Here is a 24,056-nt window from a genome sequence, read left to right on the forward strand (position 1 = left end):
TATAATTATGGTTGATGTCTTACAAAAGCTTTAATAGTGGCAATGGTCTTACCCTCGCTTTCACCATAAGGCCGGATGGTATATTGGCCAACTGCTGCCGGCAGGATAAATGTTTCTGCATAGTGCACTACGAATGGCTCAAAGGCCCCGGTGGCACTTTCTACGATTGCTTCCCTGCCTTCCACCAGGTTGAGCACGTTGACAGAACCATTGGTGTGGTGGTCAACCGGCTTGCTGAACCAATGCCGGCGCGTTTCAATGAATTCGCGTTCGTGCAGTCCGGTTCTCTCTTCTTTCCAGCCATCTCCTTCGCCGATAACGGTTACTGCATTGATCAGTTCCCGGCGGGTGCTTTCCGGTGTGCGATTGCGGTCAAGCACCTTTGCACCATGTTTGATATTGATTGGACGTGGTTTCCCGTCCAGCCCCATTCTTCCCCAGTCCCATAGTTTGAAAGTGAAAATATAGGGGGTCGCACTGATTTCCAGTACCATCGAATTGGTGCCTGAACAGTGTATGGTGCCAGCGGGGATCAGCACATGATCATGCTTTTTGACCGGCCACCTGGCCACATACTGGTCCGTGTCAAAGGTTGTCTTTCCTTCCTGTGCAACGGCCAGATCATGGAACATTTTATCGGTATCAACGCCGTCGTTTAATCCCAGGTAGACAACGGCATCATCAGACGCATCCAGCATGTAATAGCTTTCATCCTGGGTATAGTCCATGCCAAAATGTTCGCGTATATATTCTGTATAGGGATGCACCTGCAGGCTGAGGTTTCCGCCCTGCATGGTATCGAGGAAGTCGAACCGGATGGGGAACTCATCGCCGAAACGGGCTTGTACCGGATTTCCAAGAAGTTTCCTGCTCTGCGCGAATACCAGGTTGATGGCTGGTGTTTCAAACAGCAGGTCATTGAACCGGATCATCAGGCTGTTTTCCTCCGGCACGCAATCAAAACACCAGGCATAATTCACTGCACTGCGATCAAGATCACAATATTCTTTCATCCATTGTCCGCCCCAGGGCCCCGGGTCAAAAAATGGTGTTACCCTGAACGGACGCTCCGCCGTTTTAGCAAGAGCCTCCCGCAAGGCAGTTCCCGTCACCATTTTGGGTTCTCCGGGCACCGTACTGTCAATCACCAGGTCCCATTTAGGGATCAAAGTCTTTTTTAATTTGTCTGCCACGCGCCAGTCTACAAAAAACGCCTGTTTGTATTGCAGGGATGCTTTTGTGTTTTTATTCTGCACGCCAAGGTTGTTCACCTCATTGCGCCGGAAACGCAGCTGGCCTTCCCAGCGCGGCATATCGAAATATACTAGGAGATCATAGGCCGGGGCAACGAGACTGGCACCCGGACCATACACGAAAATGGTCTCTCCTTTGGCGGCTGCTAATGTTTGCTGTAGGGCGCCGGTTTTTACGGGATCGAAAAAGTTTTTCATTTCCAACCGGGTGATATAGCCGAAGATCTCATCGTCGGTTACATCAGGATATACCATCGCTGAAATTGCTTCCGGCGACTGCATGCAGGCCGAAGTGTGAAAGATCCGGCCGGACAAACCTTTTTCCAGGGCCGGGATAACTTCTTCTTCCAGTAAACCCGGGTAACATTCAAGTGCTACAATACAGGTACTCTTTCCGGTGGATTCAACCTGCCGGGTGATCTGTTCACAGATAGCAGGCCATCCTTTCCAGGAGATCTCACCACTTTGCCGGAAATCAACAAAGGGGTATTTGTCATAATTCGGTAGATATGCCATTTCGTTGTAAAGGGATGATTATTTGGAAGCAAGTACGGGTTCACCGTTTTGTTCAACCAGGATGCCGGAGAATCCTTTTTCACTGATGCTTTGGTAGTCGTGGCCGGCATCTGAGGGCCAGAAGGCACTGAATACAAGCATGCTGTTCCCGGTATTGGCTGTGCGGTGTGCCGTATGTCCGGGAATATAGTGAAGACTCCCCGGGTACATTTTTTCTGCACGTGTCTGGCGATCTTCATCCATTAGGATCAACATGCCTTCGCCTTCCAGGCAATGGTAAAACTCACCGCGGTCCCGCAACTGGTGAAAATGTCCGCGGGTCATAAAATATTCAGTGCCCACCTTGCCGGGGTAGATGTAAGTAATGCCAAAGAATAACCCTGCCGTTGTACCATCCGCTACCGGAAAATAACAGGCAACATCATATACCTTCTGATCGGCAGCCATGGCTGCCAGGGCATCCTTATCAGAAAAAACATCGGTCAGGTCCCCAAGCGTACGGGTGACACGGTCAATTTCCGGACCTTCAAGGGTTGTGCCCTGGAATAGCACGGCGGGATCATTAATGCTGGACATATATATACTTTAAAAAGAATTCCTGTCGATTATATTGAAGTTGTTTTCTATTACTTCTCCTTTTCCGGTCATCACCATTTCAGCCATTGAGCGGCCCATGGCGACAAAATCAGTGGTTATCGTGGTAATGCCGTTGCCGATGATCGATTTCAGGTTGGTCTCATTGTAGGAGATCAGACCGATATCTTTACCCAATTGCCATTTTTGGGATTTCGCGAGCTTTACGATATCAACAAGATGGTTGTCATCTATCACAATGAACGCATCGCCCGGCTTCACATCGGCAGCATTTATGCCGTTGATCACTGCTGATTTGATGATTTTTTTGCGGGCAAATTTGTTGAAGCCCGAAATGATGTCCGTGGTTTTTGCCGAAGCCGGAAATACAAGAAAGAGCCGCTTGTATTTTGCCATCATTTCTTTTGAAGCGACAAGGATATCATAAATGTCTTTCTCAAAATGCTGGTAGACTCCGGGAAAATTTTTGTGATAGTCATTGTAACCTACGTCAAACAGGAAGGTCCGCTTGGGATCCAGTTTTTCAAGAATTGCCCGGGCATCCGGATGGGTTTCGGGCATGATGATATAGGTATTGTAGTACGGCGCCTGCTCCCTGATCAGGTTCTCGAACATTTTCATACTGTGGTGATGAAAATAGATATCGAGCGATGCGTTTTTGGGAAGATGGTTTAACAGGGCATTGTACAATGTTTCCTTATAGGGAGTGAACGTGCTGAAAAGGAGGAATATTTTTTTGGCCAGGTTGGTTTCTGTGCTGGTCACGAAATAACCCTTCCCCGGAATGGAATCAATGATGCCGGAAGACCGCAATTCATTGTATGCCGTAAACACTGAACCCCGGGCCAGTGAAAAATGAGCCGCTATCTGGTTTACCGATGGAAGCATGTCGTCTTTTCCGAGACTTCCGTTATCTATGTTCCGGTGAATGGATTGAACGATCTGCTTGTATACAGGCGTGGTAAGCGTTGTGTCAATAAGGATAATGTCAGCGATATTCTTTTGCTTACTCATAATGGCAGCGCTTTTTGGGTGTTGACGGGTAAAAATAATAATTTCTCTGAAAATATGAACTGGTATATACTGGTATTTTTTTATTCCTATATTTGGAATGCATAAAACCCCGGGATAAAGATATTCATCGCCGGGAACGAACTGCAAAACTGATTGCTTCATGAACAACCAATCTTCCGTAAGTCTGAAAAAAGTAGCATGGCCCGATTATGGGAAAGCTATGCCTGTAATTATGCCCGGTTCTGGCGAAATCAGTGACCGGATCGCCCGCTGCAGGCGCGAAATGGCAACAAGGGGAATCACACACCTGGTGGTTTATGGTGACCGCGAACATTTCGCGAACCTGTTGTATCTCGTACATTTTGATCCGCGTTTTGAAGAAGCCTTGCTGCTCATTGACGGCACGAACAACCCGTTATTACTGGTGGGCAATGAATGTGTCTCCCACCTTACCGTTTCACCCTTATTCCTGGCCGGTCATCTGCGCTATGAGCGCTACCAGCCATTTTCACTGCTTAGCCAGCCACGCGATGAAAGCAGGCAGCTGTCAGATATTTTCAGGGAAGAAGGGATTGGGACGGGAGCAACTGTCGGCTGTGTCGGCTGGAAATATTTTCAGCAGTCCGAGTTTCGTCAACCCACGCTCGCCATTGATCTGCCTGCTTTTATAACTGACGAATTGCGAGACCTGTGTGGTCGCGAAAACGTCGTGAATGCCACCGACTTGCTCATGTCCCCGGTGGATGGCCTGAAAGCCACCTGTACACCGTTTGAAATTGCACAGTTCGAATTCTCAAATTGTATGGCCTCCGATGGCATGACCAGTTTCCTGCGAAACTTCACTACCGGAGTGACCGATTTCGAAATGGCAAAACATTACCAGTATACCGGGTACCCGCTGGGTTGCCATACAGGTTTGAAAAGCTCAGCCAACCTGCATATCGGGTTGTCCAGCCCGGCAGGGGGGGAGATCCGCCTGGGTGACCCGTGTTCCACCAATATTTCCTATTGGGGAAGCAACATCTGCAGGGCCGGCTGGGTGGCTTCCTCCGAAGCTGATCTGCCGGAATCCGCAAGAGGATATGTTGCTGAATTCGCATCTCTTTATTTCCTCGCCTGTGTGCAATGGCTGCAACAGCTCCGGCCAGGCGCCCGGGGCGGGGATATCTACGAGCTGATCCAGGAACTGCTTCCCTTTGACAAGTTCAATGTTTTTCTGAATCCCGGTCACCTGATCCATTTTGAAGAATGGACCACCTCGCCCATTTATAAGGATTCCAATGACACCATAAAGTCCGGCATGTATTTTCAGCTCGATATCATTCCGCGTTCCAAACAATTCTTTTCTTCCCGGATGGAAGATGGTTATGTTGTGGCAGACGCAGCGCTGCAACAGGCTTTGGCAGACCAGTATCCTGAAACCTACGCCCGTTGTATGGCCCGGCGGAACTTTATGCGTGATACGCTGGGCATAGACATGCCTGCTGAAATACTGCCGCTGTCGAACACAGCCGGCCTCGTTCCACCATTTTTCCTCGACTATCAAACTGTTTTCAGCCTGAAATAATTGTCTTTATGATTAGGTTCCTGATGATCGCTATTAGTTTTTTGCCAGTCACACTCCTGGCAAAAACAGCTCCGGTCAGCAAACGCATTCTCACGCTGGGCATCCGGAACGAATCAAATACATTCTCAACAGCACCCACCCGACTCTCAGATTTCCAGGTCAAAAGAGGGAAAGCCGTGCTTAAGGATGTGGAGTGGGCAGCTATCGCAGCCTCCGCAGGGGTACAGCTGATCCCTACGTTGCATGCCTATGCCTGGCCCGGCGGCGTTGTGGAGAAAAAAGCATTCGATCTGTTTAAAGCGGAGATACTGGACAGTATCCGGAAATCAGGACACCTCGACGGGATCTTCATGGAAATGCATGGTGCCCTGCATGTGGAAGGCTACGAAGATGCGCAGGCTACGCTCATCAAAGAAATTCGCGGCATCGTTGGCAATGCTGTGTTGATCAGTGCCAGCTTCGATCTCCACGGCAACCTGTCCCCGGCATTTGTATCCGGACTCAACCTGCTAACAGCCTACCGCACGGCACCCCATCGTGATGTGGAAGAAACCAAATCCAGGGCAGTCAGGCTGCTCATCAAAGCCATAGATGAAAATCTTCGCCCGGTAATGGAATGTGTCACCATCCCGATTCTTGTTCCCGGTGAAAAATCCATCACAGATAAGCTTCCGCTGAAACCCATCTACGATCAGCTTCCCGTCGTGTCCGCAAAGTCCGGTCTGCTGGATGCATCTGTTTTTGCAGGATATTGCTGGGCTGATCTTCCCCGCTCCGCCATGCGCGTATTTGTGCTTGCCCGCGACAGCAGTTACCGCGCGCTGGCCAGAAAAGAAGCACAAGCTTTGGCCGGCCAGATCTGGAAAGCAAGAACAGCCATGCAGCTCAGTGTTCCATCAGGAACCTTCGATGAAATGCTGACACTTGCCAATAAAAGCGACGCCAAAACAGTATTCATTTCCGATGCAGGTGACAATACCACCGCCGGGGCGCCGGGTGATAATACCTATGTGCTGGAACGACTGCTTGCTCAGAACCAGAAAAATATATTGCTCGGGGGAATCGTCGACCCGCAGGCTTTTGATGCCTGCATGGCGCGACAGCTTAATGATACAATCGCGTTAACGCTCGGCGCTAAAATAGATAACCGCTTTTCACACCCTGTCCGCATTACCGGAAAACTATTGTCCAAATCCAATGATGCGGCGATAGCCGACAAGCGTGGAGCCGTGGTATTGGACGTTAACGGCATCCGTACAGTAATACTCCGCGACCGCCGTTCGCTGAAGGAACGCCGTGATTTTGCAGACCTGTCGCTTGATCCGCTGTCCTTTAAAATCGTTATTGTCAAACTGGGTTATCTTTTTCCTGAACTCAATGAGATCGCACCCCTGCAACTCATGGCGCTGACACAGGGTTTCTGTAACCTCGATATCGCCCACCTGCCTTACAAACAGGTCACCAGGCCTGCCTATCCGCTGGACGAAACAATGGAATGGGATCCGGCGAATGAGACCAAAGAAGATTATGGACTTTCCTATGAAGGAAAAGCAGCTACGGCGCTTGTGGGTGATGGTAAGTTTATCGTCAAAACAGCACCGGAGCATTTTGTTGCAGCGCGGGGCATGAAAATGAATGGCCGGCTTCGCTTTTACCGCCAGGGGGAAGAAGTACTGCCGGCCAGTACGCTTTGGAACACTGTTGTGTTTCCCGGTGGAGCCCGCTATTCGATCCGGTTGGGCAGGGATAGTGTGACGGTAACTTATGGTGTACCTGCCGGGCCGGGATTTACCGTTGCCGTCGATGCTCCCATCTCCATTAGCCCCATCCTTGAAATGGAAGCCGGTACTAAGCTTGAAGAAAAAAGACGCCGTAACGGAGACCGCTATTTTACCAGTTTCTCACAAAAGGCTGCCACTTTCATGGCCTCAGATCCTGCTGCGTTTCAAAGCCAGCTGGAACAGGTGTACAGGAGTAAGCTGGTGGTGCAGACGCCACTGCCAACCCTGAATAAGGCGGTAGCTTTTTCACAGGAGCTGCTCGATCTCAGCTACAATGGCGACCTGATGTATTGTGAGTTATTCCGCTGGCTCGACATCTGGGCCCGCGACCTGGGTTCCGGCCTGCTGCCAGGCGCCCTTATCTCCGGACGTGGGGTGATGGCCCGGCAATCGCTGGTGTACGACCTCAACCGCTACGCTGGGATGTCGCCTTCAGATTGTAAAAACTCCAATGATCCGTCACAGGGAGGAACAGCATCCGAAGTGGGCTGGACAGTACGCTCTGTCTGGAATTATTATACCTGGTCCGGAAACCTTGACAGCCTCAGGAAAGATGCGGCCATCATCAGGCCATGGGTCACCTTCTGGATGAGCAGGGACTATGATGACGATGGACTGATCACCGATGTAACGGATTTCATGGATCATATGATCATGATGTTAAGCACCAACGGTGTACGGACGCTGGCTTCCAATTCCATGTATGCATCACTGTTGTTATACGCATCACGGATAGAGGAAGCCCTTGGCAACAAAAAACTGGCAGAAGAGCTGGATCACCGCTATCAACGGACGGTCAATGCCCTGAACACCATCTTCTGGAATGACGACAAAGGTTATTTCAGCAACATGACTTTATGGGATGGTGTTTGCCGGCGCAGCTCCCAGGCATCGCAGTCCATGTTGCTGAAGATCGGCGCCACAGATGCGGCCAGAACCAGGCGAACCCTTGATTACCTCCGGCAGAACAACTGGTGCCGGGCAGGCTCCATAACCATCACACCCCGCATGAATCATGTGGACATGGATAATGATCAGAACGTAAAGGTGTGGCCTTGGTGGAACCTTTGGGAAGCCGAAGCAAGGTTTCAGAACGGTGATCCGGGCGGCGGATTGCACCTGTTGCAACTGGCAGCAGCGACGATTGAAGATGAGAAATACCCCGGGCTCATTGAGGAAACGCTGGACACGACTGGTGTCTCAACCGGGGGGAACCTTTTTGTTACAGCAGCCGGCAACCTCCTTGAAACAGTGATCAAAGATCTTTTTGGGGTTGAACCGGCAAGGCCCGGCTGGCTTGAAGTGAAAGTGATGCCTGCAGTTCCGTCCTCATGGACAACCTATTCCTGCCGCATACCAACTCCGGGGGGATTCATCAGCCTCGATTGCAGGGAAGGCAAACTCCACATCACCGTAGCGGATCCCCGCATTAAGAACATATGGGTAAGACCAGGTGACAATTCCGTGGTGAACGGGGCAATAAGGCAGGAATGGCGCGCTCCGCAACCAAAAACGACTACCCCCTACACCAGTGTCAGCCGCCAGCAGCCAGCGCCCTTGAAAAAGGGGAGAAGCGTGCTGTTCTATGACGCTTCATTCCACCCGCAACAGCCGGCACTTGACATGGAAACCATCAACCTGTCGCAACTGGAATCACTCAACGCGCAGGGGCATCCGAAACTGGTGATTACCGGTAATATGCTTCCCTTGCATACACTTTCCGGAAAACCAGTGAAAGACCTGCTCGATCGTTATGTGCAACAGGGTGGTACCATCATCTGCTACGGCGCCCGAACCCATCCGAAAACAGAGGAAGATGGCGCAGGCATTCTTGGCGAACAGCATGGCATCATCGACTGGTATGATTTTCTGTCCTTAAGGAAAACCATTCCCCTGCAGGGATGGACATTTCAGCCAGCGGAACAAAACCCCGACGGCGCCAGGCGCGATGGTGTATACACCTGCACCGTATCGCCGGATGCAGCATTCAGTGGCAGCGATATTTACCTTGAACTCGGTCCCCTTGCCGGACGCGATAGTGTCTTCATCAACGGTCAGCTGGTTGCCACTTACCGTGATATGGAAGCTTTCATCCGCCAGGAGTACCCGACCCGAACACCTTATCCCGATACACACCGGTACAAAATGCTGAGCCGCTACTATATGATCAAAGCGGGAAGTCCGGCTTATCGCGCCATTCAGTTTGGTGCTACCAATAAAGTAGAAGTAAAGATGCAGGGCGATGGACTGAACCTCGGCATACCGGAAAGCAACCATCCATCACTGGGTATTATGACGGATAAACGCCAATGGCAACCGCTCGATGAAGCGCTGCCGGGAATCGGCCTCGCTAACCCGAAACGCAAAGGCGTAAACTATTGGGGCAACGAACAGTTCTTCAATTCCTGGAGCACCAAACATGGCCTGTTCGGGTTCAGCGTTAAAGGCAAAGGCGTTCAGTTTATGCCGGGTACAGTGCTCGCGGAACTTCCCGACACACCCCTTATTGTGAACGATATCTATACCGACTTTGCCGTCTTTAAACCCTGGAATTTTGAAGTGCTGGCCTACACCGGAACACAGGAGTCTTTATTGTATCCGGAGAAGACGGAAAGATATCCCTGTATTGCCCGCATTGCGCATAACGCATCGGGCGGCGGATTCATCCTCATCGCACCAGCCATCGCAGATAGCCCGCTGGGCCCTGAAGTACTGAAAAAAATCTCTGGCCGATAATCATAACAACATGCGAAAAATAGGCAGGAACATCCTGGCAATGATTTTCTTTCTGGCGCCGCTTGCAGGAGGCGCACAGTTGCATTCGGTTGACTATCGCTATGCGCCGCAATGGTATGCCTCCTGTATCTCCTTTCCTGACGATACCTGCAAAACTCTGGTGGGCCCCCTGGGACAGTTACTGTATGATTTCGGTGGGAAAAACTTTTTTCCCTATGCCAACGAGCGCGGATTTCATTCTGTAGTACATGTGCTGGCCGACGAAAATATGATCATCGAAAAACAGCAACTGCATAACGCAAGGGTGCCCATTGTAGTCACCGATTCGCGCTATGCGGGAACGCAGATCCGCCAGGAAGCCTTTGCACTGGCAACGGATTACATGCAATATGGTACTTCTACCAAAAACGGGAACCGCGAAGACATCGTGGTCACTACGATGCGCAACAGCACGCAGGAGATAAAACAATTGCATCCCACCGTAGTGTTGAATTCGGATCATCAGGTTCAGGTCAATGGGAATGTGGTGGTGTTTACTGACACGCTCGGCCACCACCGCAGACTATTACTGGGCAGCCAGGTTACCCGCATAAGGCAGTCACTGGTAGAAAACAACCGCAAAACGATCATCGATCTTGAGCAGATCACCTTACAGCCAGGCGTTGAAAAATCTTTCCTGGTGGTTTACGATAACGGCAAGCCCTCCCGTATCGCAGCCAGGATGCAGGCTGACCCGGCGGCACTGGTGGGAGAGGCTGGCAACCTGAAAAAAGAAGTCATCGCGTACTGGACCAGTCAGTCAGGGATACCTTACAATACCATCAGCATTCCTGACAGGGAGATCCAGAACCTGGTGGATGCATCAGTACGCGGCATCTGGCAGGCAAGGGAACGAAAACATGACAGCATCGCTTTCCAGGTGGGACCAACCTGCTATCGCGGACTCTGGATCGTTGATGGTGCGTTCCTGCTGGAGACCGCCACCATACTTGGCCGCGGCCAGGATGCGCGGCAGGGAATCGAATACATGTTGTCTTTCCAGCAACCTGATGGCGGATTCAGGAAGATGAGTGATAACTACTGGAAAGAAAACGGGATCGTATTATGGGCATGTGTGCAGCATGCCCTGCTGACCCAGGATGAGGTATGGCTGAAAGCTACCTGGACCAGGCTCCGGAAAACAGTTGATCATATCAAAGCACTTCGCATCCAATCCGCCACTAACAACATTCCCCTGGATGATGGCCTGATCCCTCCCGGGGAGATTGATGGTGGCTTATGGGGCACGTCAGACAAAGCTGAGTACAGCAATACCTACTGGAACCTGATCGGTCTCAGGGCAATGATACAGGCTGCCAAATGGCTGGGAGAAAATACTGACGCGGTAAACTGGCAAAAGGAATACGATGACTTTTTTGCCCGCTTCCGCCAATCAGCACAACGCGACCTGGCGACCGATGCATTCGGTAACAAATATATTCCCATTGTGATGGATCCAGCCATGCGGTCTCTGCCGCAGCGTGCACAGTGGACTTTTTGCCAGGCCGTATTTCCCGGACAGTTATTTGCTGCAGGTGATCCGTTGATGACCGGCACCATGAAAATGCTGGACGCCACTTTACAGGAAGGGATGGTGATGGGAACCGGGTGGCTGGCCGAGGGGATCTGGAACTATTTTGCCAGTTTTTACGGGCATGCCAATCTTTGGCTGGGCGATAAGGAAAAAGCGATCTCTTCACTTTATGCCTTTGCCAACCATGCTTCGCCTTTGTATGCCTGGCGGGAAGAACAAAACCCGCGTGACCTTCAGGCCAGGTATGTTGGCGACATGCCCCACAACTGGGGCAGCGCCGAGTTCATCCGCCTGGTTGTGCATATGCTTGCCCTTGATCGCGCAAAAGAACTCCACCTTTTTGAAGGGATGCCGGAGGAATGGCTGCAGCCGGGCATGATCACCAGCCTGAAAAAAGTAAACACCGTCTTTGGTGAACTTACCTTCAATCTTACCGTAAACAAAACCGGAAAAACAGCGACACTCAATATTGAACCCCTGAAAGGCGGAACCTGTGAAAAGATTTTTGTTCACCTGGGAGGCAATACACCAGTTGAACTGCAACCTGCGAGGCAAAACAATATTACGATTAACTTGAAACCTTAAATCTTTCAGATCAGTATGTATCATATAGGAATAGACCTGGGGGGAACCATTATCAAGATCGGAGTGGTGCAGGCTGGCTCTGTCATGGCCCTTCAAACACTTGATGCCAGCTCGGGAAAAGGGCTGCAGAACAGTCTCTCACGCATCGATGCTGCCATAACCGGATTGCTGCAAAGCCAGCAACTTGATCCTTCAGACCTGGGCGGAATAGGCCTTGCGTTTCCGGGTATTGTTGATCCCCGCAGGAAAAAAGTACTCTCTACCAACAAGAAATATGATGATGCCATTCAGCTTGACCTGGTGGAATGGGCGCAGCAGCAATGGAAGGTTCCGTTGTACCTGGACAATGACGCCCGCCTGTCTCTGATCGGTGAATGGCAATACGGGGCGGGAAAAGGATACAATGATATGGTTATGGTTACCATAGGAACCGGCATCGGAACGGGTGTCGTCATGGATGGAAAGGTATTGTACGGCGCACATTTCCAGGGCGGCTCACTGGGTGGACATTTTACCATTGACTACAAGGGGAGAACCTGCAATTGTGGTAACCGCGGATGCGTGGAAGCGATGGCTTCCTCTGCTTTCCTCTCGGCTGTGATCAGGGATCATGCAGCTGTTACACCAGCTTTCAAAGAAAGGGCTTTCGGTCTTGACTTCAGGGAGATCTTCCTGCTGGCTGGTGGCGGTGATTCAGATGCCCTGCTGGTGCGCAATGAATGCCTGGATGTTTGGGCAGCAGCGCTTACCACCTTCATCCATGCTTACGATCCGTCGGTTATCGTGCTGGCTGGTGGAATCATGAACAGCAGCGAAGTGATACTGCCATATCTCAAGCAAAAAGTAGCATCACTCGCCTGGACGCCGACACACACCGTAGACATCGTGCTGGCCCAAAAGGGAGATCACGCAGCACTCCTGGGAGCTTCCTTTAAAATTCAGGAAACAATTACAGCCGTATGAAATTTACCGGACGAATAGCCTTGTATGCATCAGTTTTCCTGGTGATTATCGCAGCCTGCCAGTCTGCCCATAAAAGCCAGCGCCCCACGTCTGAATGGAGCTTTCAGAACCGGGCTACAGGCGAGTATTTCTATGAAGACAATGGTGTTTTGCTGACTGGCGCAGCAGCCACTGACGACCGCTATCGCTGGATAGCGGAGGCAACCGCTACAGAGGCCGTTCGTTTCAGGAATAAGAAAACCGGTCACGTGTTGCAGCTGGATAACAATTCGAGGCCCGTTGTGAGGGAAGCAACGGATACTTCGGCAAAACAGGCCCGCTGGCTGTTTAAAGGATATGGCTGGCGCAATATGACCAGCTGCAGCTGGTACAGCGTTTCCAATGAAGCCACGGGAGACCGCCAATTCCTCTCCCAGGAAGGCAATACGATCACCGTAGCAGAAAAGGACCGGGACAAAGACTATTCCACGCAATGGACAGTAGTGCGCGAAGGAGGAACTGCTCTTCCTTTTGCGATCGCGCCAGACAGCGTTTCCGATGCCTCTTTTTTAGGCAACAGGATTGCCCGGGCCGTCTCGGCTACTGAAATCCGGTCCAACTACCACGGTGCGGGCCATCAATGGAAACTGCAGCAAGCGATCAGCAATTATCCCGCCTTCACAGCAGAGGGCAATCCAATGCTGGCTGCTTTATACAATATGGCGCTTGAAGAAATGGTGCTGAACCTCAGGGACGACAGTACTTTCCGCACCGGCAAGCTCTGGCCCGATACGTGGACCCGTGATGCCGTATACAGCATCTATTTTGCTTTTTCCTGGATGAACCCATCCATCTCCCTGAATACCCTTCGGAAACAGACACTGAAAAATCCAAAGGAAGCGCTGCAGGACACCGGTACCGGGGGATCATGGCCGATCTCCACAGACCGTGTCGTCTGGGCCATCGCTGCATGGGAGTACTACCTCGTGACAGGCGACAGGAACTGGCTGGCAGAAGCGTATGAGGGTCTGCGTTATACAGCGTTAAAAGATATACATGTTGCCTATGATGAACAGGTCGGCCTTTTCCGCGGCGAAGCCTGTTCCATGGACTGGCGAACACATACTTATCCCAACTGGTTTTCCAATGAAAATATTGGTGAGTCTTTTTCCACCGGAACCAATGCCCTGCATTTTTTCTGTTACGGCTTTTTGGAAAAAGCCGGTGTGTTGCTGAATAAGGAGGAAGAAGAAATCAGGTTGTGGCAGCATTACCAGCAAAGTATCCAAAAGGGACTTGACAAATATTGCTGGAACAAGGATAAAGGCCTGTATACCGCCTACCTGTACCCCGCCTTTCTCAGCTATAAACCGTCTGACCGGGTGGACATCATGTCTAACGGGTTATGCGCCCTGCTGGGTGCAGCATCGCCGGAGCAGGTGAACAGTATCGTGGCAAAATACCCGCTCTATCCCTATGGTGGCGCCACCCTTTATCCCACCATTCCGGATGATTTTGCTTATCACAACAAAAGTATCTGGGCAGTTTGGCAAACACCATTGATGTATATGGCAAAGCAATCCGGCAATGAAACTGTGGCCACGCACCTGATGAAGTCGCTGATGCGGCAGGGCGCCATGTTTCTTACCCACAAAGAGAATATGACCTATGATACCGGTTTTGATGAGAACACTGCGTTGAACTCCGACAGGCAGCTCTGGTCTGTTGCAGCTTACATCAGTATGGTTTACCGGATGCTGTTCGGGATGGAAATGACGCCGGCGGGAATCCGTTTCTCACCCGTGGTTCCCAAAGAGCTTGTGAACGGGAAACTCCGTCTCGAGCGACTGGTATACCGCGATGCCATGGTGAACATCACCATTGAAGGTACGGGTACAACCATTGCATCCCTTTCGGTCAATGGCAGTCCACAACAGCTGCCCTATGTGTTTCCCGCAACTGCCAAAGGAAATTTTGAGATTCGCCTGGTGATGCAGAACAGTACCCAAAGCCAGGGAAAGCAGGTCATGAACCTGGTAAATCCCGGCCCCGGCAAAGACTGGTCCCCGGTTGAACCTGGTTTACAGGTAACAGGAGATGAGCTGCGCTGGACTCCCGTACCAGGATTGAAGTATTATCTCCGCTCGCCGCAAAGGGATACGCTTATCCAGGCACCTTACTCCCTCGCCGGTAAACCCTTTGGATATTATTCGGTCTACGCAAAAGACGATAAGGGGTTTGCTTCTGATTGCTCCAACGTGGTGGTGTATTCCGGGTTCCAGGCAACGGTAGAAGCGGAGGGAGGGAATATGGCAGTGCGTTCCGGTGCGGCACCTGTTCCGGTATTGTCGCTTCCGCCCGCACCCAAAAAACCCGATGCTACAACGCCGGTTACCGGTTATTCCGGAACCGGGTACGTTAAGGACGAAACAAGTGGCAATACTTCACCCGCATTTGTTTTTGACATTCCCGCAGATGGCCGCTATAGTCTTACCCTGAGGGGATCCAACGGCAACGGTCCCCACGATGTTTACTGCTATATCCGGTCAGTACTCGTTGATGGAAAAGACATCGGGACTTTTATCCTGGAGTCATCGGGGAACTGGAGCCAGTGGACCCGCTCCAATCAACTGACCTTGCCCCATCTAACCAAAGGAAAACATGAACTGCGTCTTGTGTTGAATCCTGAGCAGAAAGGATACGACAACAATATGTCTTTTGCCAAAGGAGCAGGCTATAAAAATGAAGCCTATATAGACTGCCTGGAGATAATAGCGCTATAGGCAACTGGTTGTTCATTTTAAAGCAATCGTTTGCTTAACCTCGCTGCTTCCGTTAAAAAGTACAATGGTATGTTCTAATTTTACGATGTTATCTACATGCCATATAGCTGCTTACATAGTGATGAGGCGCTGCTGTCTGCTATGGCAGCAGGCGATCAGCAGGCTTTCACGCACCTTTACAGGCGCTACTGGAAAGGCCTGTATATGGCTGCAGCAAAAGCGCTTCGTGACAGGGATGCAGCTGCCGATATCGTTCAGGATATATTTCTCTCCCTCTGGAACCGGCGTACAGAATTGCAGGTTGAAGGATCTCTTGCCGCCTATTTACAAACAAGCGTCCGTTACAAAGTCATTCATTTTATTGAGCGGAACATTGTTCGCCATGACTATGTTTCGCAGCTGTCAAATATTGAAAGCAGCGCCATGCCCCCTGTTGCAGAAATAAGACTGCAACTGAAAGATGCCCAACTCATTATTCATCAGACAGTTTCCAGAATGCCTCCCAAAATGCAGGAGGTGTATAAACTCAGCAGGGAGGAACACCTTAGTCACAAAGAGATCGCTGATAAGATGGGGATCTCTTCCGAAACTTCGAAGAAACATATCCAGCATGCCATGAAACTAATAAAACTGGCGCTGGGTCAAACTGCCAGTACAGCTTCCATTCTGGCTGGTTTCCTGCTGTTAAAAAAATAATATCTTTTTATTACCCCTTTTTGTTTGCTGGCCGGACATACAATAATAAAAGCCGGCAACATGGATTTCAACCAGGCAAGGGATTTGTTACAGCGATACCGCAACGGGAAATGTACGCCCGATGAGACCCGGTTGGTCGAGACCTGGTATGACCAGTTGGTGGAAACCGGCAACCTTCAGTTTAACCAACAGGACCTGGAGCGCCTGCTGCAGGAGATGGAAATGCGCCTTCAGAAAGAAATCAGCGTTCACAATCATTTTCGCATTGGGAATTTATGGCGTTGGGCAGCAGCGGCTTCTGTAATACTGGCCATTGGAACTGGTGTGTATATTTTTTATCGCCAATCAGGACAGGTGTCCGTCAACAACACTGAGGCCCGGTCGGTTCCTGTCAATGATATCCAGCCACCTGCCTCCAATCGTGCTTCGATCACACTCGCCAATGGTCAGCAGGTCTTTCTCGATGAAGCCGGCAAAGGAGAACTGGCTGTTCAGGGCAATGTAAGCATTCTCCGATCAGCCAACGGGGAGATTGTTTACCAGGCCAACGATCTGAAAACCGAAACTCCCCGGTTCAATACACTCTTTAATCCACGTGGCAGCAAAGCAGCAGCGGTTATTCTGGCTGATGGCTCCCGGGTATGGCTGAACGCAGGATCATCGCTTACCTATCCTGTGGCATTTTACGGCAGCGAAAGAAAAGTTTCGATCACGGGTGAAGCTTATTTCGAAGTGGCTAAAAACAGTAACATGCCCTTTCATGTGACACGCGGCGCTATGACGGTCCGCGTTCTGGGAACCCATTTCAACGTTAATGCGTACGACGATGAAACGGCATTGAAGGTCACCCTGCTTGAAGGCGCTGTTGATGTTACCCTGAATGATGATCTGGTTCGGCTCCGGCCAGGTCAGCAGGCAGTATTAACTGGTAACAGGACGAGAATATTGAATGGCGTGGATATCAGCGAAGTAATGGCATGGAAAGATGGAATGTTCATTTTCAAAGGCGCTGATATCAACAGCATTATGCGTGAGGTGGCCCGCTGGTATAATGTAGACGTGGAATTTGAGAAAGAAGTGAAGGAGAAGTTCTATATAAAGATGGATCGCAACACCAATGTCTCCAATGTTTTCAGGATCCTGGAAACAACAGGGGGGGTGCATTTTAAAGTCAATGGAAACAAGATCATGGTGAAGCCTTAAATACCTGGGTGCCCTTAAACAAAAGCTGGAAGCGCTTGCAACACTCCCAGCAGGTTGTTTGGGTCAACCCATTAAAAATAAGTCCCGCAAGACTGCTTTTTGTGTAACCCAAACAAATCAAAGTTATGGATTTAAACGCCATTTGTATCCCCCCTGGTTGTAGTGGGGGAAAGCTAACCAAAACCCTGCGGATCATGAAGATTGCCGCTCTGCTGATGCTTGCTTGCTGCCTGCAGGTCAGCGCAAAAGTTTATTCCCAGAAAATTACACTGGCGGAAACCAATGCCGCCCTCGAAACAATTCTGGAAAAGATTGAAAAGCAAACCGGCTACACCTTTGCTTATACACAATCACTGATCAGCAGCGCCAGGAAAAGTACGGTCAACGTCAGGAATGCAACGCTGGAGGAGACATTAAAACTGTGTTTCAGCGGACAGCCCTTTACTTATTCTGTTATTGACAAAACGATTGTGATTCAGCCGCGTCAGCAGGAATCCGGCACTGTCAAACTGGAACAACCCGCTGCACCAATCGAAGTAAGGGGCAATGTTACAACCGAAAACGGAAGCCCGCTGGCTGGCGCTTCTGTGAGGCTGAAAGGAACTGACAAGGGGACAACAACTGATGAAAGCGGTGCCTTCAAACTGGAAATTCCGGAAGGCGGCGGGCGACTGCAGATCTCCTACATCGGACATCAGACCACAGAACTGCACGTCACCAAATCCGGCACTTTCAATGTAGTACTTAAGCTGGCTGATCAGAAGGTTGACGAAGTAGTTGTCGTTGCTTACGGCACCCAAAAGAAACTAAATCTGACAGGATCAATTTCGTCAGTTGGAAGTAAAGAAATTGAAGACAGGCCTGTAACCAGTACCGCCAATGCCCTGCAGGGAAAAATGGCAGGGGTAACAGTTACCACCACAAACGGTCAGCCCGGTCGGGATGCTGGTACTATCCGCATCCGCGGTATCGGTACCCTGAACAACAGTGACCCGATGGTAGTTGTCGATGGTGTTATTGCCTCCATGAGTGAAGTGAATCCCAATGATATTGAAAATGTAACAGTGTTGAAGGATGCTGCTTCTGCCGCTATTTACGGTTCCCGTGCAGCAAACGGCGTAATCCTGATTACCACCAAACGTGGAAAGAAGGGCCAGTTGCAGTTAAATTATAGCGGCTATGTGGGTAAACAGGATGTTCATCGCCTGCCCGATTTCCTTCCTGCATGGCAACAGGCTGAACTGTATAACGAAGCACTTGCCAACGAAGGGAAGTCGCCGAAATGGTCAGCAGAAGATATCCGGAAATTCAAAGATGGATCGGATCCCACACACCCGAATACCGATTGGCTCGACCTTTTCTATACAGAACCAGGTTTTCAGCAGAACCATTACCTGAACGTGAGCGGAGGTGACGGCAAAACACAATACATGGCCTCTGTTGGTTATTTTGACCAGCAAGGCAATGTAAAGGGAAGCAGCTTTACGAAGTATTCTACCCGGTTTAACCTGAACTCGAAAATCAATGAGAAGCTCAGCTTCAATACGAACCTGGCTTATCAGCACGCTCCGTTCAGCGAACCAGTCAGCACTTATGCTACCGGCTTCTCTCAATTGGTGAGAATGGTTAACCGTATTTCCAATACCGTGCCCTATAAATATCCCAACGGCGCTTATGGCTATGTGGCCGATGGCAGCCCCATGGCCTGGCTCGAAGCAGGTTCCTATAATAAAACTACCGGAGATATCCTGACTACCAATTTCGGACTGGACTGGGAAATCATCAAAGACCTGCATTTCAGGCCCGGATTCAGTTACCGGTCCAATAGCGGAAGACGTCAGCAGTTTGTAAAGGATATCCAGTATTATAGTGGTTCCACCGGCGAACCAACAAAATACCAGGGCCCAAATAATCTCATTGAGAGTTCCGATAAAACAACCTACACCAACCTCCAGGCCATCCTGGAGTACCAGAAGACCATTGCGAAAAACCACCAGGTTAAAATTACATTAGGCGCAACGCAGGAGCAACAGGTATACAACTACCTTTACGCATACCGCCAGGGATTCCTGAACAATACCCTGACGGAATTGAATGCTGCTCCCAAAGACGGACAACAAAATGAAGGCTATTCCCAGGAATGGGCGCTGCAATCCTATTTCGGTAGACTGAACTATGACTACAAAGGCCGTTACCTCCTGGAAGCAGACCTTCGTCGGGATGGCTCATCCCGCTTTGCAGAGGGTAACCGGTGGAGTGTATTCCCTTCATTTTCGGCAGGGTGGAATATTTCCAGGGAAAGTTTCTTTGAACGACTGTTGCCAATTGTGAATTCACTGAAGTTGCGGGGATCATGGGGACAATTAGGCAACCAGAATGTGGTGGGCTATTACCCCACTTACGCCACGATTTCAACCGGCGTCAACTATTCTTTCAACCAGACACTGGCCTCCGGCATCGCACCCAAAAATGGGGCAAATTCCGACATTCAATGGGAAGCGACTACCACAACAGATATCGGCATGGACGCAACGTTCTTCAGGAATAAGCTCCAGTTTACAGCCGATTACTTTACCAGGAAGACATCTGATATCCTGTTGAATCTGCCAGTTGGTGCAGTTTATGGCCTTACTTCTCCCTACCAGAACGCTGGTGCTGTATCCAATTCAGGATGGGAGTTTTCCGCGGGTTACCGCAACCAGTTCAGGGAGGTTACCTACGACGTTGCAGCCAATATTGCCTTTATTAAAAATGAAGTCAACGATCTCAAGGGAAGCGGTCCCTATATTTCCGGCGGAACCTTTACCGATGTTGGTTACCCCATCAACTCGCTGTATGGCTATATCTGTGATGGAATCTTCCAGACGCAGGAAGAAATCGATAACCATGCCACACAAAGTGGGGGTAAGATCGAACCAGGTGACCTGATCTATCGCGATATCAGCGGTCCCTCCGGTAAACCCGATGGCGTTATTGATGGCAATGACAGGACCTATCTCGGTACTTACTTCCCCAAAATCACCTATGGTTTGACACTCGGGGCGCAGTGGAAAGGAATTGAGTTGTCTGTATTCTTTCAGGGAGCTGGTGGTGTTAAAGTGGCAAGCGGAAACCTGATCGGTGAAGTTGGCCCCGACGTCAATAAACCCACTTCTGTTTACCTGGACAGATGGACAGCGGATAACCCTTCCACCGCTTTCCCGAGACTGTCTTATGGCTACAAACAAAACAGCCCAACCAGCACACCATCATCTTTCTGGGTAAAGGATGCCTCCTACCTGCGGCTGAAAAACTTACTGGTGGCTTACAATCTTCCGGCCAGGTTCGTAAACAAAGTGGGACTGAAGAATGTGAAGCTCTATTACAGTGGACAGAATATTCTGACGATCACCAATTTTTACAAATGGATCGATCCCGAGGTGGGCTCTACAGGAAGCATCTACAGCTATCCCCAGGTAGTAGTCAATTCCTTCGGCATCAATGTTGGATTCTAAAAAATAATATCATGAAATATATATATCTGCTTGCCTGCGTATCTGTGTTGACGCTGGCCGGTTGTAAAAAAGATTTTTTGGACAGAAGTCCCCTCGATGCATACAGCAACAGCTCTCTTTGGACATCCAGGCAGGATGTGACTGCAGCACTTAATGGCTGCTACAGCGGATGGGAACTTGGCGACAATATTGTTTACAACGATTGCATGACCGATAATGGCTATGACCAGTTCCCCTGGGAGGGATATGAAACACTGGCTTCCGGCTATGCCACGCCAACTGATTACGGAATCGGCCGATGGGACTATACCACTGTTCAGAGATGTAACTGGTTCCTCGATAATGTCGACAAGACTCCTTCCACAGCCCTTTCAGATGAATTGAAAGCCAGCATGAAAGGAGAGGTGCGCTTCCTGAGGGCCTACCAGTATTTTATCATGAGCCAGGTGTACGGCGATGTTCCCCTGGTATTACATGAACTGAGCCCTGCTGAAGCCAATACCGTCTCCCGCACCCCCAAGGCAGCAGTCGTACAGTTTATCCTGGATGAACTGAATGCAATTGCGCCCGACCTTCCGGTCTCCTACGAGGGAACAGAAATAGGCCGCATCACCAGGGGTGCCGCGCTGGGACTGAAGGCAAGAACAGAATTGTTCAATGAAAAATGGGCGGATTGTATTGCCACTACCCGGCAATTAATGACTGCACCGTTTACCTATAGCCTGTATCCATCCTATTCAGAACTCTTCCGGCCCGGAAATGCCAACAATGAAGAGGTGATGCTCGATGTGCAATACCTGAAAGATGATAATGCTGCCTGGGTGTTGATTGTACTGGCGCCAAATTCACAGGGCGGCTGGAGCTCCGTTTCTCCCACGCAGCAACTGCTGGATGCCTATGAGACCATCAACGGCAAAACGATCTCTACGGACGCCGCCTATAATCCATCGCAACCCTATAACAACCGTGACCCGCGGCTGGATGCCACGATCATCCGGCCCGGTGCCATGTATGAAGGCGCGTATTTTGATCCTTATTCCGGAACAGATTACTACAAAAACAACAACTGTTCTCCCACAGGATACAATGTCCGGAAATTCATTCCGCAACTGGAGGATTTCCGGGGTACCGAATATGGCACAGACATTGACAACACCGGCCTGAATTTTATCGTCATGCGCTATGCCGAAATGCTGCTGACCTATGCAGAAGCGAAAATTGAAGCCGGCCAGATCGATGCCAGTGTTTACAATGCCATTGACGCAGTAAGGCAAAGAGCCGGGATGCCCGTTACTGACCAGTCAATATATAATGACCAGGCATCGCTGCGTACGCTTGTTCGCAGGGAGCGCAGGGTAGAACTTGCTATGGAAGGACTTCGCTGGTTTGATATTCAACGCTGGAAAATCGGTGAAACGGTAATGCCGGGAACAGTAACCGGGGCATTGCTTGGCAGTGTTAATCCGGATAACGGCAACCTGACACTTACCAATGAGCGGATCAGTCCCGTTTCAGAAAGAGTATTCGATACGAAGAACTATTTGTTCCCCATTCCCCAGAAGGAGATCGACCTGAACAAGAATCTTTCCCAGAATCCCGGGTACTGATTCCCATCAGGAAAATAACTATCTATGAAAAAACGGGGGGCGAATTTTTGCCCCCCTTCACTACTGATTTTTCAACATCTTTCTTCAATGGTAACCAGGATAATTTCTCTTCTGCTGTGCATTGCCCTTTTGCAGCAGCGGGATCTTTTTGCCCAGCCCGCATTGCCGAAACAGGTCTGGACACCGGATAACGGTAACGGGACTTTCAAAAACCCATTGTTATGGGGAGACTGGCCTGATCCGGATATAATCAGGGTGGGCGATGAGTTTTATTTTGTGTCGACGAGTATGCATTATGTGCCAGGATGCCCGATCCTGAAATCCAGGGATTTGGTGAACTGGGAAATGGCAGGATATGCTGTGGAGCGTTTCAATGAAGATCCCCGGTATAACCTTGAAGGCGGGCAGATGTACCTCCGGGGGTCATGGGCCGCTACGATCAGGCACCACAACGGCCTGTTTTATGTCGGCTTCTGTACACCCCGGTGGGATAAGGAACCGGGACAATTTTCCATTTGTACGGCGAAGGATATTAAAGGTCCCTGGACCCGCACGATATTCCCGGAATACATGTATGATCCGGGTTTGTTTTTCGATGACAACGGGAAAGTATATGTGGTGCACGGACAGGGGAAGTTGTTCGTGACGGAGCTTGCTGCCGGCGCACTTTCGGTAAAGGGGCAGCCTGTCGAAATATGGACCAGGCCGGTGCCAAAACCAGCAGGATCCACAGCACCCTACGAAGCCTATAATATGGAAGGTTCACATGTTTACAAGGTGAACGGTTACTACTATATTACCTGCCCGGCTGGCGGTACGGAAGGCTGGCAGGTTTGTCTCCGCAGTAAAAATATTCATGGTCCTTATGAAAGCAGGGTGATCATTCAGGATGAAAGCTCCTATCCGGGTAACGGGCTGCACCAGGGCGGTATGGTGCAGTTGAAAGACGGCAGCTGGTGGTTTATCATCATGCAGGACCGTGGCCCGATTGGTAGGGTGCCACACCTCGTTCCCGTAAAATGGATCGACAACTGGCCAATGCTTGGAAAGGCTGGCAATGGTAAAGGGGTGGTTGATTACAAAAAGCCCGTGTCCGTCAGAAATGGAACCATCGCTGTTCCGGCGACGGCCGATGAATTCAATAACCCTGCACTGGGTTTGCAATGGCAGTGGAACCATAATCCCGATAATTCAATGTGGTCGCTGAAGGAAAGAAAGGGTTACATGCGGTTGCATGCGTCATTGGCCGACGATCTTGTCATGGCCAGGAATACGCTGACACAAAGAGTGCAGGGACCGACATCCGCAGGAACAGTTGAACTCGGCCTGTCCAACCTGAAAGATGGCAATGTTGCGGGTTTCGGAATTTTCCAGGCCCCCTATGCCTATATCGGCGTCAGGAAGGAGGGAGATGTACAAACGCTCGTGATGGTAAACAATGGTAAAGTGATGGACAGCATTGCTGGATTTCAGCCGCGCAAAATTTGGATCAGGGCAGTCGCGGATCACAGTGATTTTTCAGCGCATTTTTATTACAGTACTGACGGTATTAATTATTTTCCTTTCGGCAACCAGCTGAAGATGGGATTGGGATACGACTGGACAGCCAACCGGTTTGCCCTTTTCAATTTCAGTACAAAAACGGAAGGCGTGGGAGGCAGTGCTGACTTCAATTGGTTCCGGTTCAGCGGGGTTGATTACTAAAATATCGG

The 24,056-nt window shown here is 50.2% G+C and carries 13 protein-coding genes; 10 read left to right on the forward strand and 3 right to left on the reverse strand.

Translation table 11 applies throughout. The annotated features are described in order from the left end of the window. Positions 1-5 precede the first annotated feature (5 nt). The 3 genes from FPE01S_RS12170 to FPE01S_RS12180 are packed head-to-tail and all read right to left on the reverse strand — an operon-like array spanning position 6 to position 3,377. On the reverse strand, positions 6-1,769 hold the full coding sequence (locus FPE01S_RS12170) for a class I mannose-6-phosphate isomerase (RefSeq protein ID WP_046369255.1): 1,764 nt from the start codon (positions 1,767-1,769) through the stop codon (positions 6-8). A gap of 18 nt (positions 1,770-1,787) precedes the next feature. After that, positions 1,788-2,345, reverse strand: a complete 558-nt coding sequence (locus FPE01S_RS12175) for a glucose-6-phosphate isomerase family protein (protein ID WP_046369256.1) — start codon at positions 2,343-2,345, stop codon at positions 1,788-1,790. Between the two features lie 9 nt (positions 2,346-2,354). Continuing rightward, positions 2,355-3,377 (reverse strand): GntR family transcriptional regulator, encoded by a 1,023-nt coding sequence (locus FPE01S_RS12180; protein WP_046369852.1) that lies wholly within the window; start codon positions 3,375-3,377, stop codon positions 2,355-2,357. Between the two features lie 160 nt (positions 3,378-3,537). On the opposite strand from FPE01S_RS12180, the gene FPE01S_RS12185 reads away from it, so the two are divergent. The 10 genes from FPE01S_RS12185 to FPE01S_RS12230 all read left to right on the forward strand — a co-directional run bounded on the left by FPE01S_RS12185 (position 3,538) and on the right by FPE01S_RS12230 (position 24,048). After that, a complete protein-coding gene (locus FPE01S_RS12185; protein ID WP_052955734.1) occupies positions 3,538-4,944 on the forward strand; it encodes a M24 family metallopeptidase in 1,407 nt (468 codons plus the stop codon). Positions 4,945-4,952: 8 nt separating this feature from the next. Continuing rightward, positions 4,953-9,461: a M81 family metallopeptidase gene (locus FPE01S_RS12190; protein WP_046369257.1), complete on the forward strand. Its 4,509-nt coding sequence runs from the start codon at positions 4,953-4,955 to the stop codon at positions 9,459-9,461. A gap of 10 nt (positions 9,462-9,471) precedes the next feature. Continuing rightward, positions 9,472-11,619, forward strand: coding sequence for a hypothetical protein (locus FPE01S_RS12195; protein WP_046369258.1), 2,148 nt, complete (start codon positions 9,472-9,474; stop codon positions 11,617-11,619). Between the two features lie 15 nt (positions 11,620-11,634). Further along, positions 11,635-12,582: an ROK family protein gene (locus FPE01S_RS12200; RefSeq protein WP_046369259.1), complete on the forward strand. Its 948-nt coding sequence runs from the start codon at positions 11,635-11,637 to the stop codon at positions 12,580-12,582. Continuing rightward, positions 12,579-15,344: a carbohydrate-binding protein gene (locus tag FPE01S_RS12205; protein ID WP_046369260.1), complete on the forward strand. Its 2,766-nt coding sequence runs from the start codon at positions 12,579-12,581 to the stop codon at positions 15,342-15,344. Before FPE01S_RS12200 ends, FPE01S_RS12205 begins: the two co-directional genes overlap by 4 nt. Positions 15,345-15,440: 96 nt before the next feature. Next, positions 15,441-16,040, forward strand: a complete 600-nt coding sequence (locus FPE01S_RS12210) for an RNA polymerase sigma-70 factor (RefSeq protein ID WP_046369261.1) — start codon at positions 15,441-15,443, stop codon at positions 16,038-16,040. Between the two features lie 60 nt (positions 16,041-16,100). Continuing rightward, positions 16,101-17,243: a FecR family protein gene (locus FPE01S_RS12215; protein WP_046369854.1), complete on the forward strand. Its 1,143-nt coding sequence runs from the start codon at positions 16,101-16,103 to the stop codon at positions 17,241-17,243. Positions 17,244-17,437: 194 nt separating this feature from the next. Continuing rightward, complete coding sequence (locus FPE01S_RS12220; protein WP_046369855.1) at positions 17,438-20,737, forward strand: TonB-dependent receptor; 3,300 nt, start codon at positions 17,438-17,440, stop codon at positions 20,735-20,737. A gap of 11 nt (positions 20,738-20,748) precedes the next feature. Beyond that, on the forward strand, positions 20,749-22,344 hold the full coding sequence (locus FPE01S_RS12225; RefSeq protein ID WP_157474008.1) for a RagB/SusD family nutrient uptake outer membrane protein: 1,596 nt from the start codon (positions 20,749-20,751) through the stop codon (positions 22,342-22,344). Positions 22,345-22,431: 87 nt separating this feature from the next. Beyond that, complete coding sequence (locus FPE01S_RS12230) at positions 22,432-24,048, forward strand: glycoside hydrolase family 43 protein (protein ID WP_052955737.1); 1,617 nt, start codon at positions 22,432-22,434, stop codon at positions 24,046-24,048. The last annotated feature ends 8 nt before the right edge of the window (positions 24,049-24,056 follow it).

Origin of the sequence: Flavihumibacter petaseus NBRC 106054, from assembly GCF_000974785.1 — a bacterium.
In the GTDB taxonomy this organism is placed as follows: domain Bacteria; phylum Bacteroidota; class Bacteroidia; order Chitinophagales; family Chitinophagaceae; genus Flavihumibacter; species Flavihumibacter petaseus.

What these genes read in the sequence shown, in the direction of transcription:
- FPE01S_RS12175 (WP_046369256.1), bottom strand. Translation starts at nt 2,345, where the DNA reads ATGTCCAGCATTAATGATCCCGCCGTGCTATTCCAGGGCACAACCCTT.
- FPE01S_RS12170 (WP_046369255.1), bottom strand. Translation starts at nt 1,769, where the DNA reads ATGGCATATCTACCGAATTATGACAAATACCCCTTTGTTGATTTCCGG.
- FPE01S_RS12185 (WP_052955734.1), top strand. Translation starts at nt 3,538, where the DNA reads ATGAACAACCAATCTTCCGTAAGTCTGAAAAAAGTAGCATGGCCCGAT.
- FPE01S_RS12230 (WP_052955737.1), top strand. Translation starts at nt 22,432, where the DNA reads ATGGTAACCAGGATAATTTCTCTTCTGCTGTGCATTGCCCTTTTGCAG.
- FPE01S_RS12195 (WP_046369258.1), top strand. Translation starts at nt 9,472, where the DNA reads ATGCGAAAAATAGGCAGGAACATCCTGGCAATGATTTTCTTTCTGGCG.
- FPE01S_RS12190 (WP_046369257.1), top strand. Translation starts at nt 4,953, where the DNA reads ATGATTAGGTTCCTGATGATCGCTATTAGTTTTTTGCCAGTCACACTC.
- FPE01S_RS12210 (WP_046369261.1), top strand. Translation starts at nt 15,441, where the DNA reads ATGCCATATAGCTGCTTACATAGTGATGAGGCGCTGCTGTCTGCTATG.
- FPE01S_RS12200 (WP_046369259.1), top strand. Translation starts at nt 11,635, where the DNA reads ATGTATCATATAGGAATAGACCTGGGGGGAACCATTATCAAGATCGGA.
- FPE01S_RS12220 (WP_046369855.1), top strand. Translation starts at nt 17,438, where the DNA reads ATGAAGATTGCCGCTCTGCTGATGCTTGCTTGCTGCCTGCAGGTCAGC.
- FPE01S_RS12215 (WP_046369854.1), top strand. Translation starts at nt 16,101, where the DNA reads ATGGATTTCAACCAGGCAAGGGATTTGTTACAGCGATACCGCAACGGG.
- FPE01S_RS12180 (WP_046369852.1), bottom strand. Translation starts at nt 3,377, where the DNA reads ATGAGTAAGCAAAAGAATATCGCTGACATTATCCTTATTGACACAACG.
- FPE01S_RS12225 (WP_157474008.1), top strand. Translation starts at nt 20,749, where the DNA reads ATGAAATATATATATCTGCTTGCCTGCGTATCTGTGTTGACGCTGGCC.
- FPE01S_RS12205 (WP_046369260.1), top strand. Translation starts at nt 12,579, where the DNA reads ATGAAATTTACCGGACGAATAGCCTTGTATGCATCAGTTTTCCTGGTG.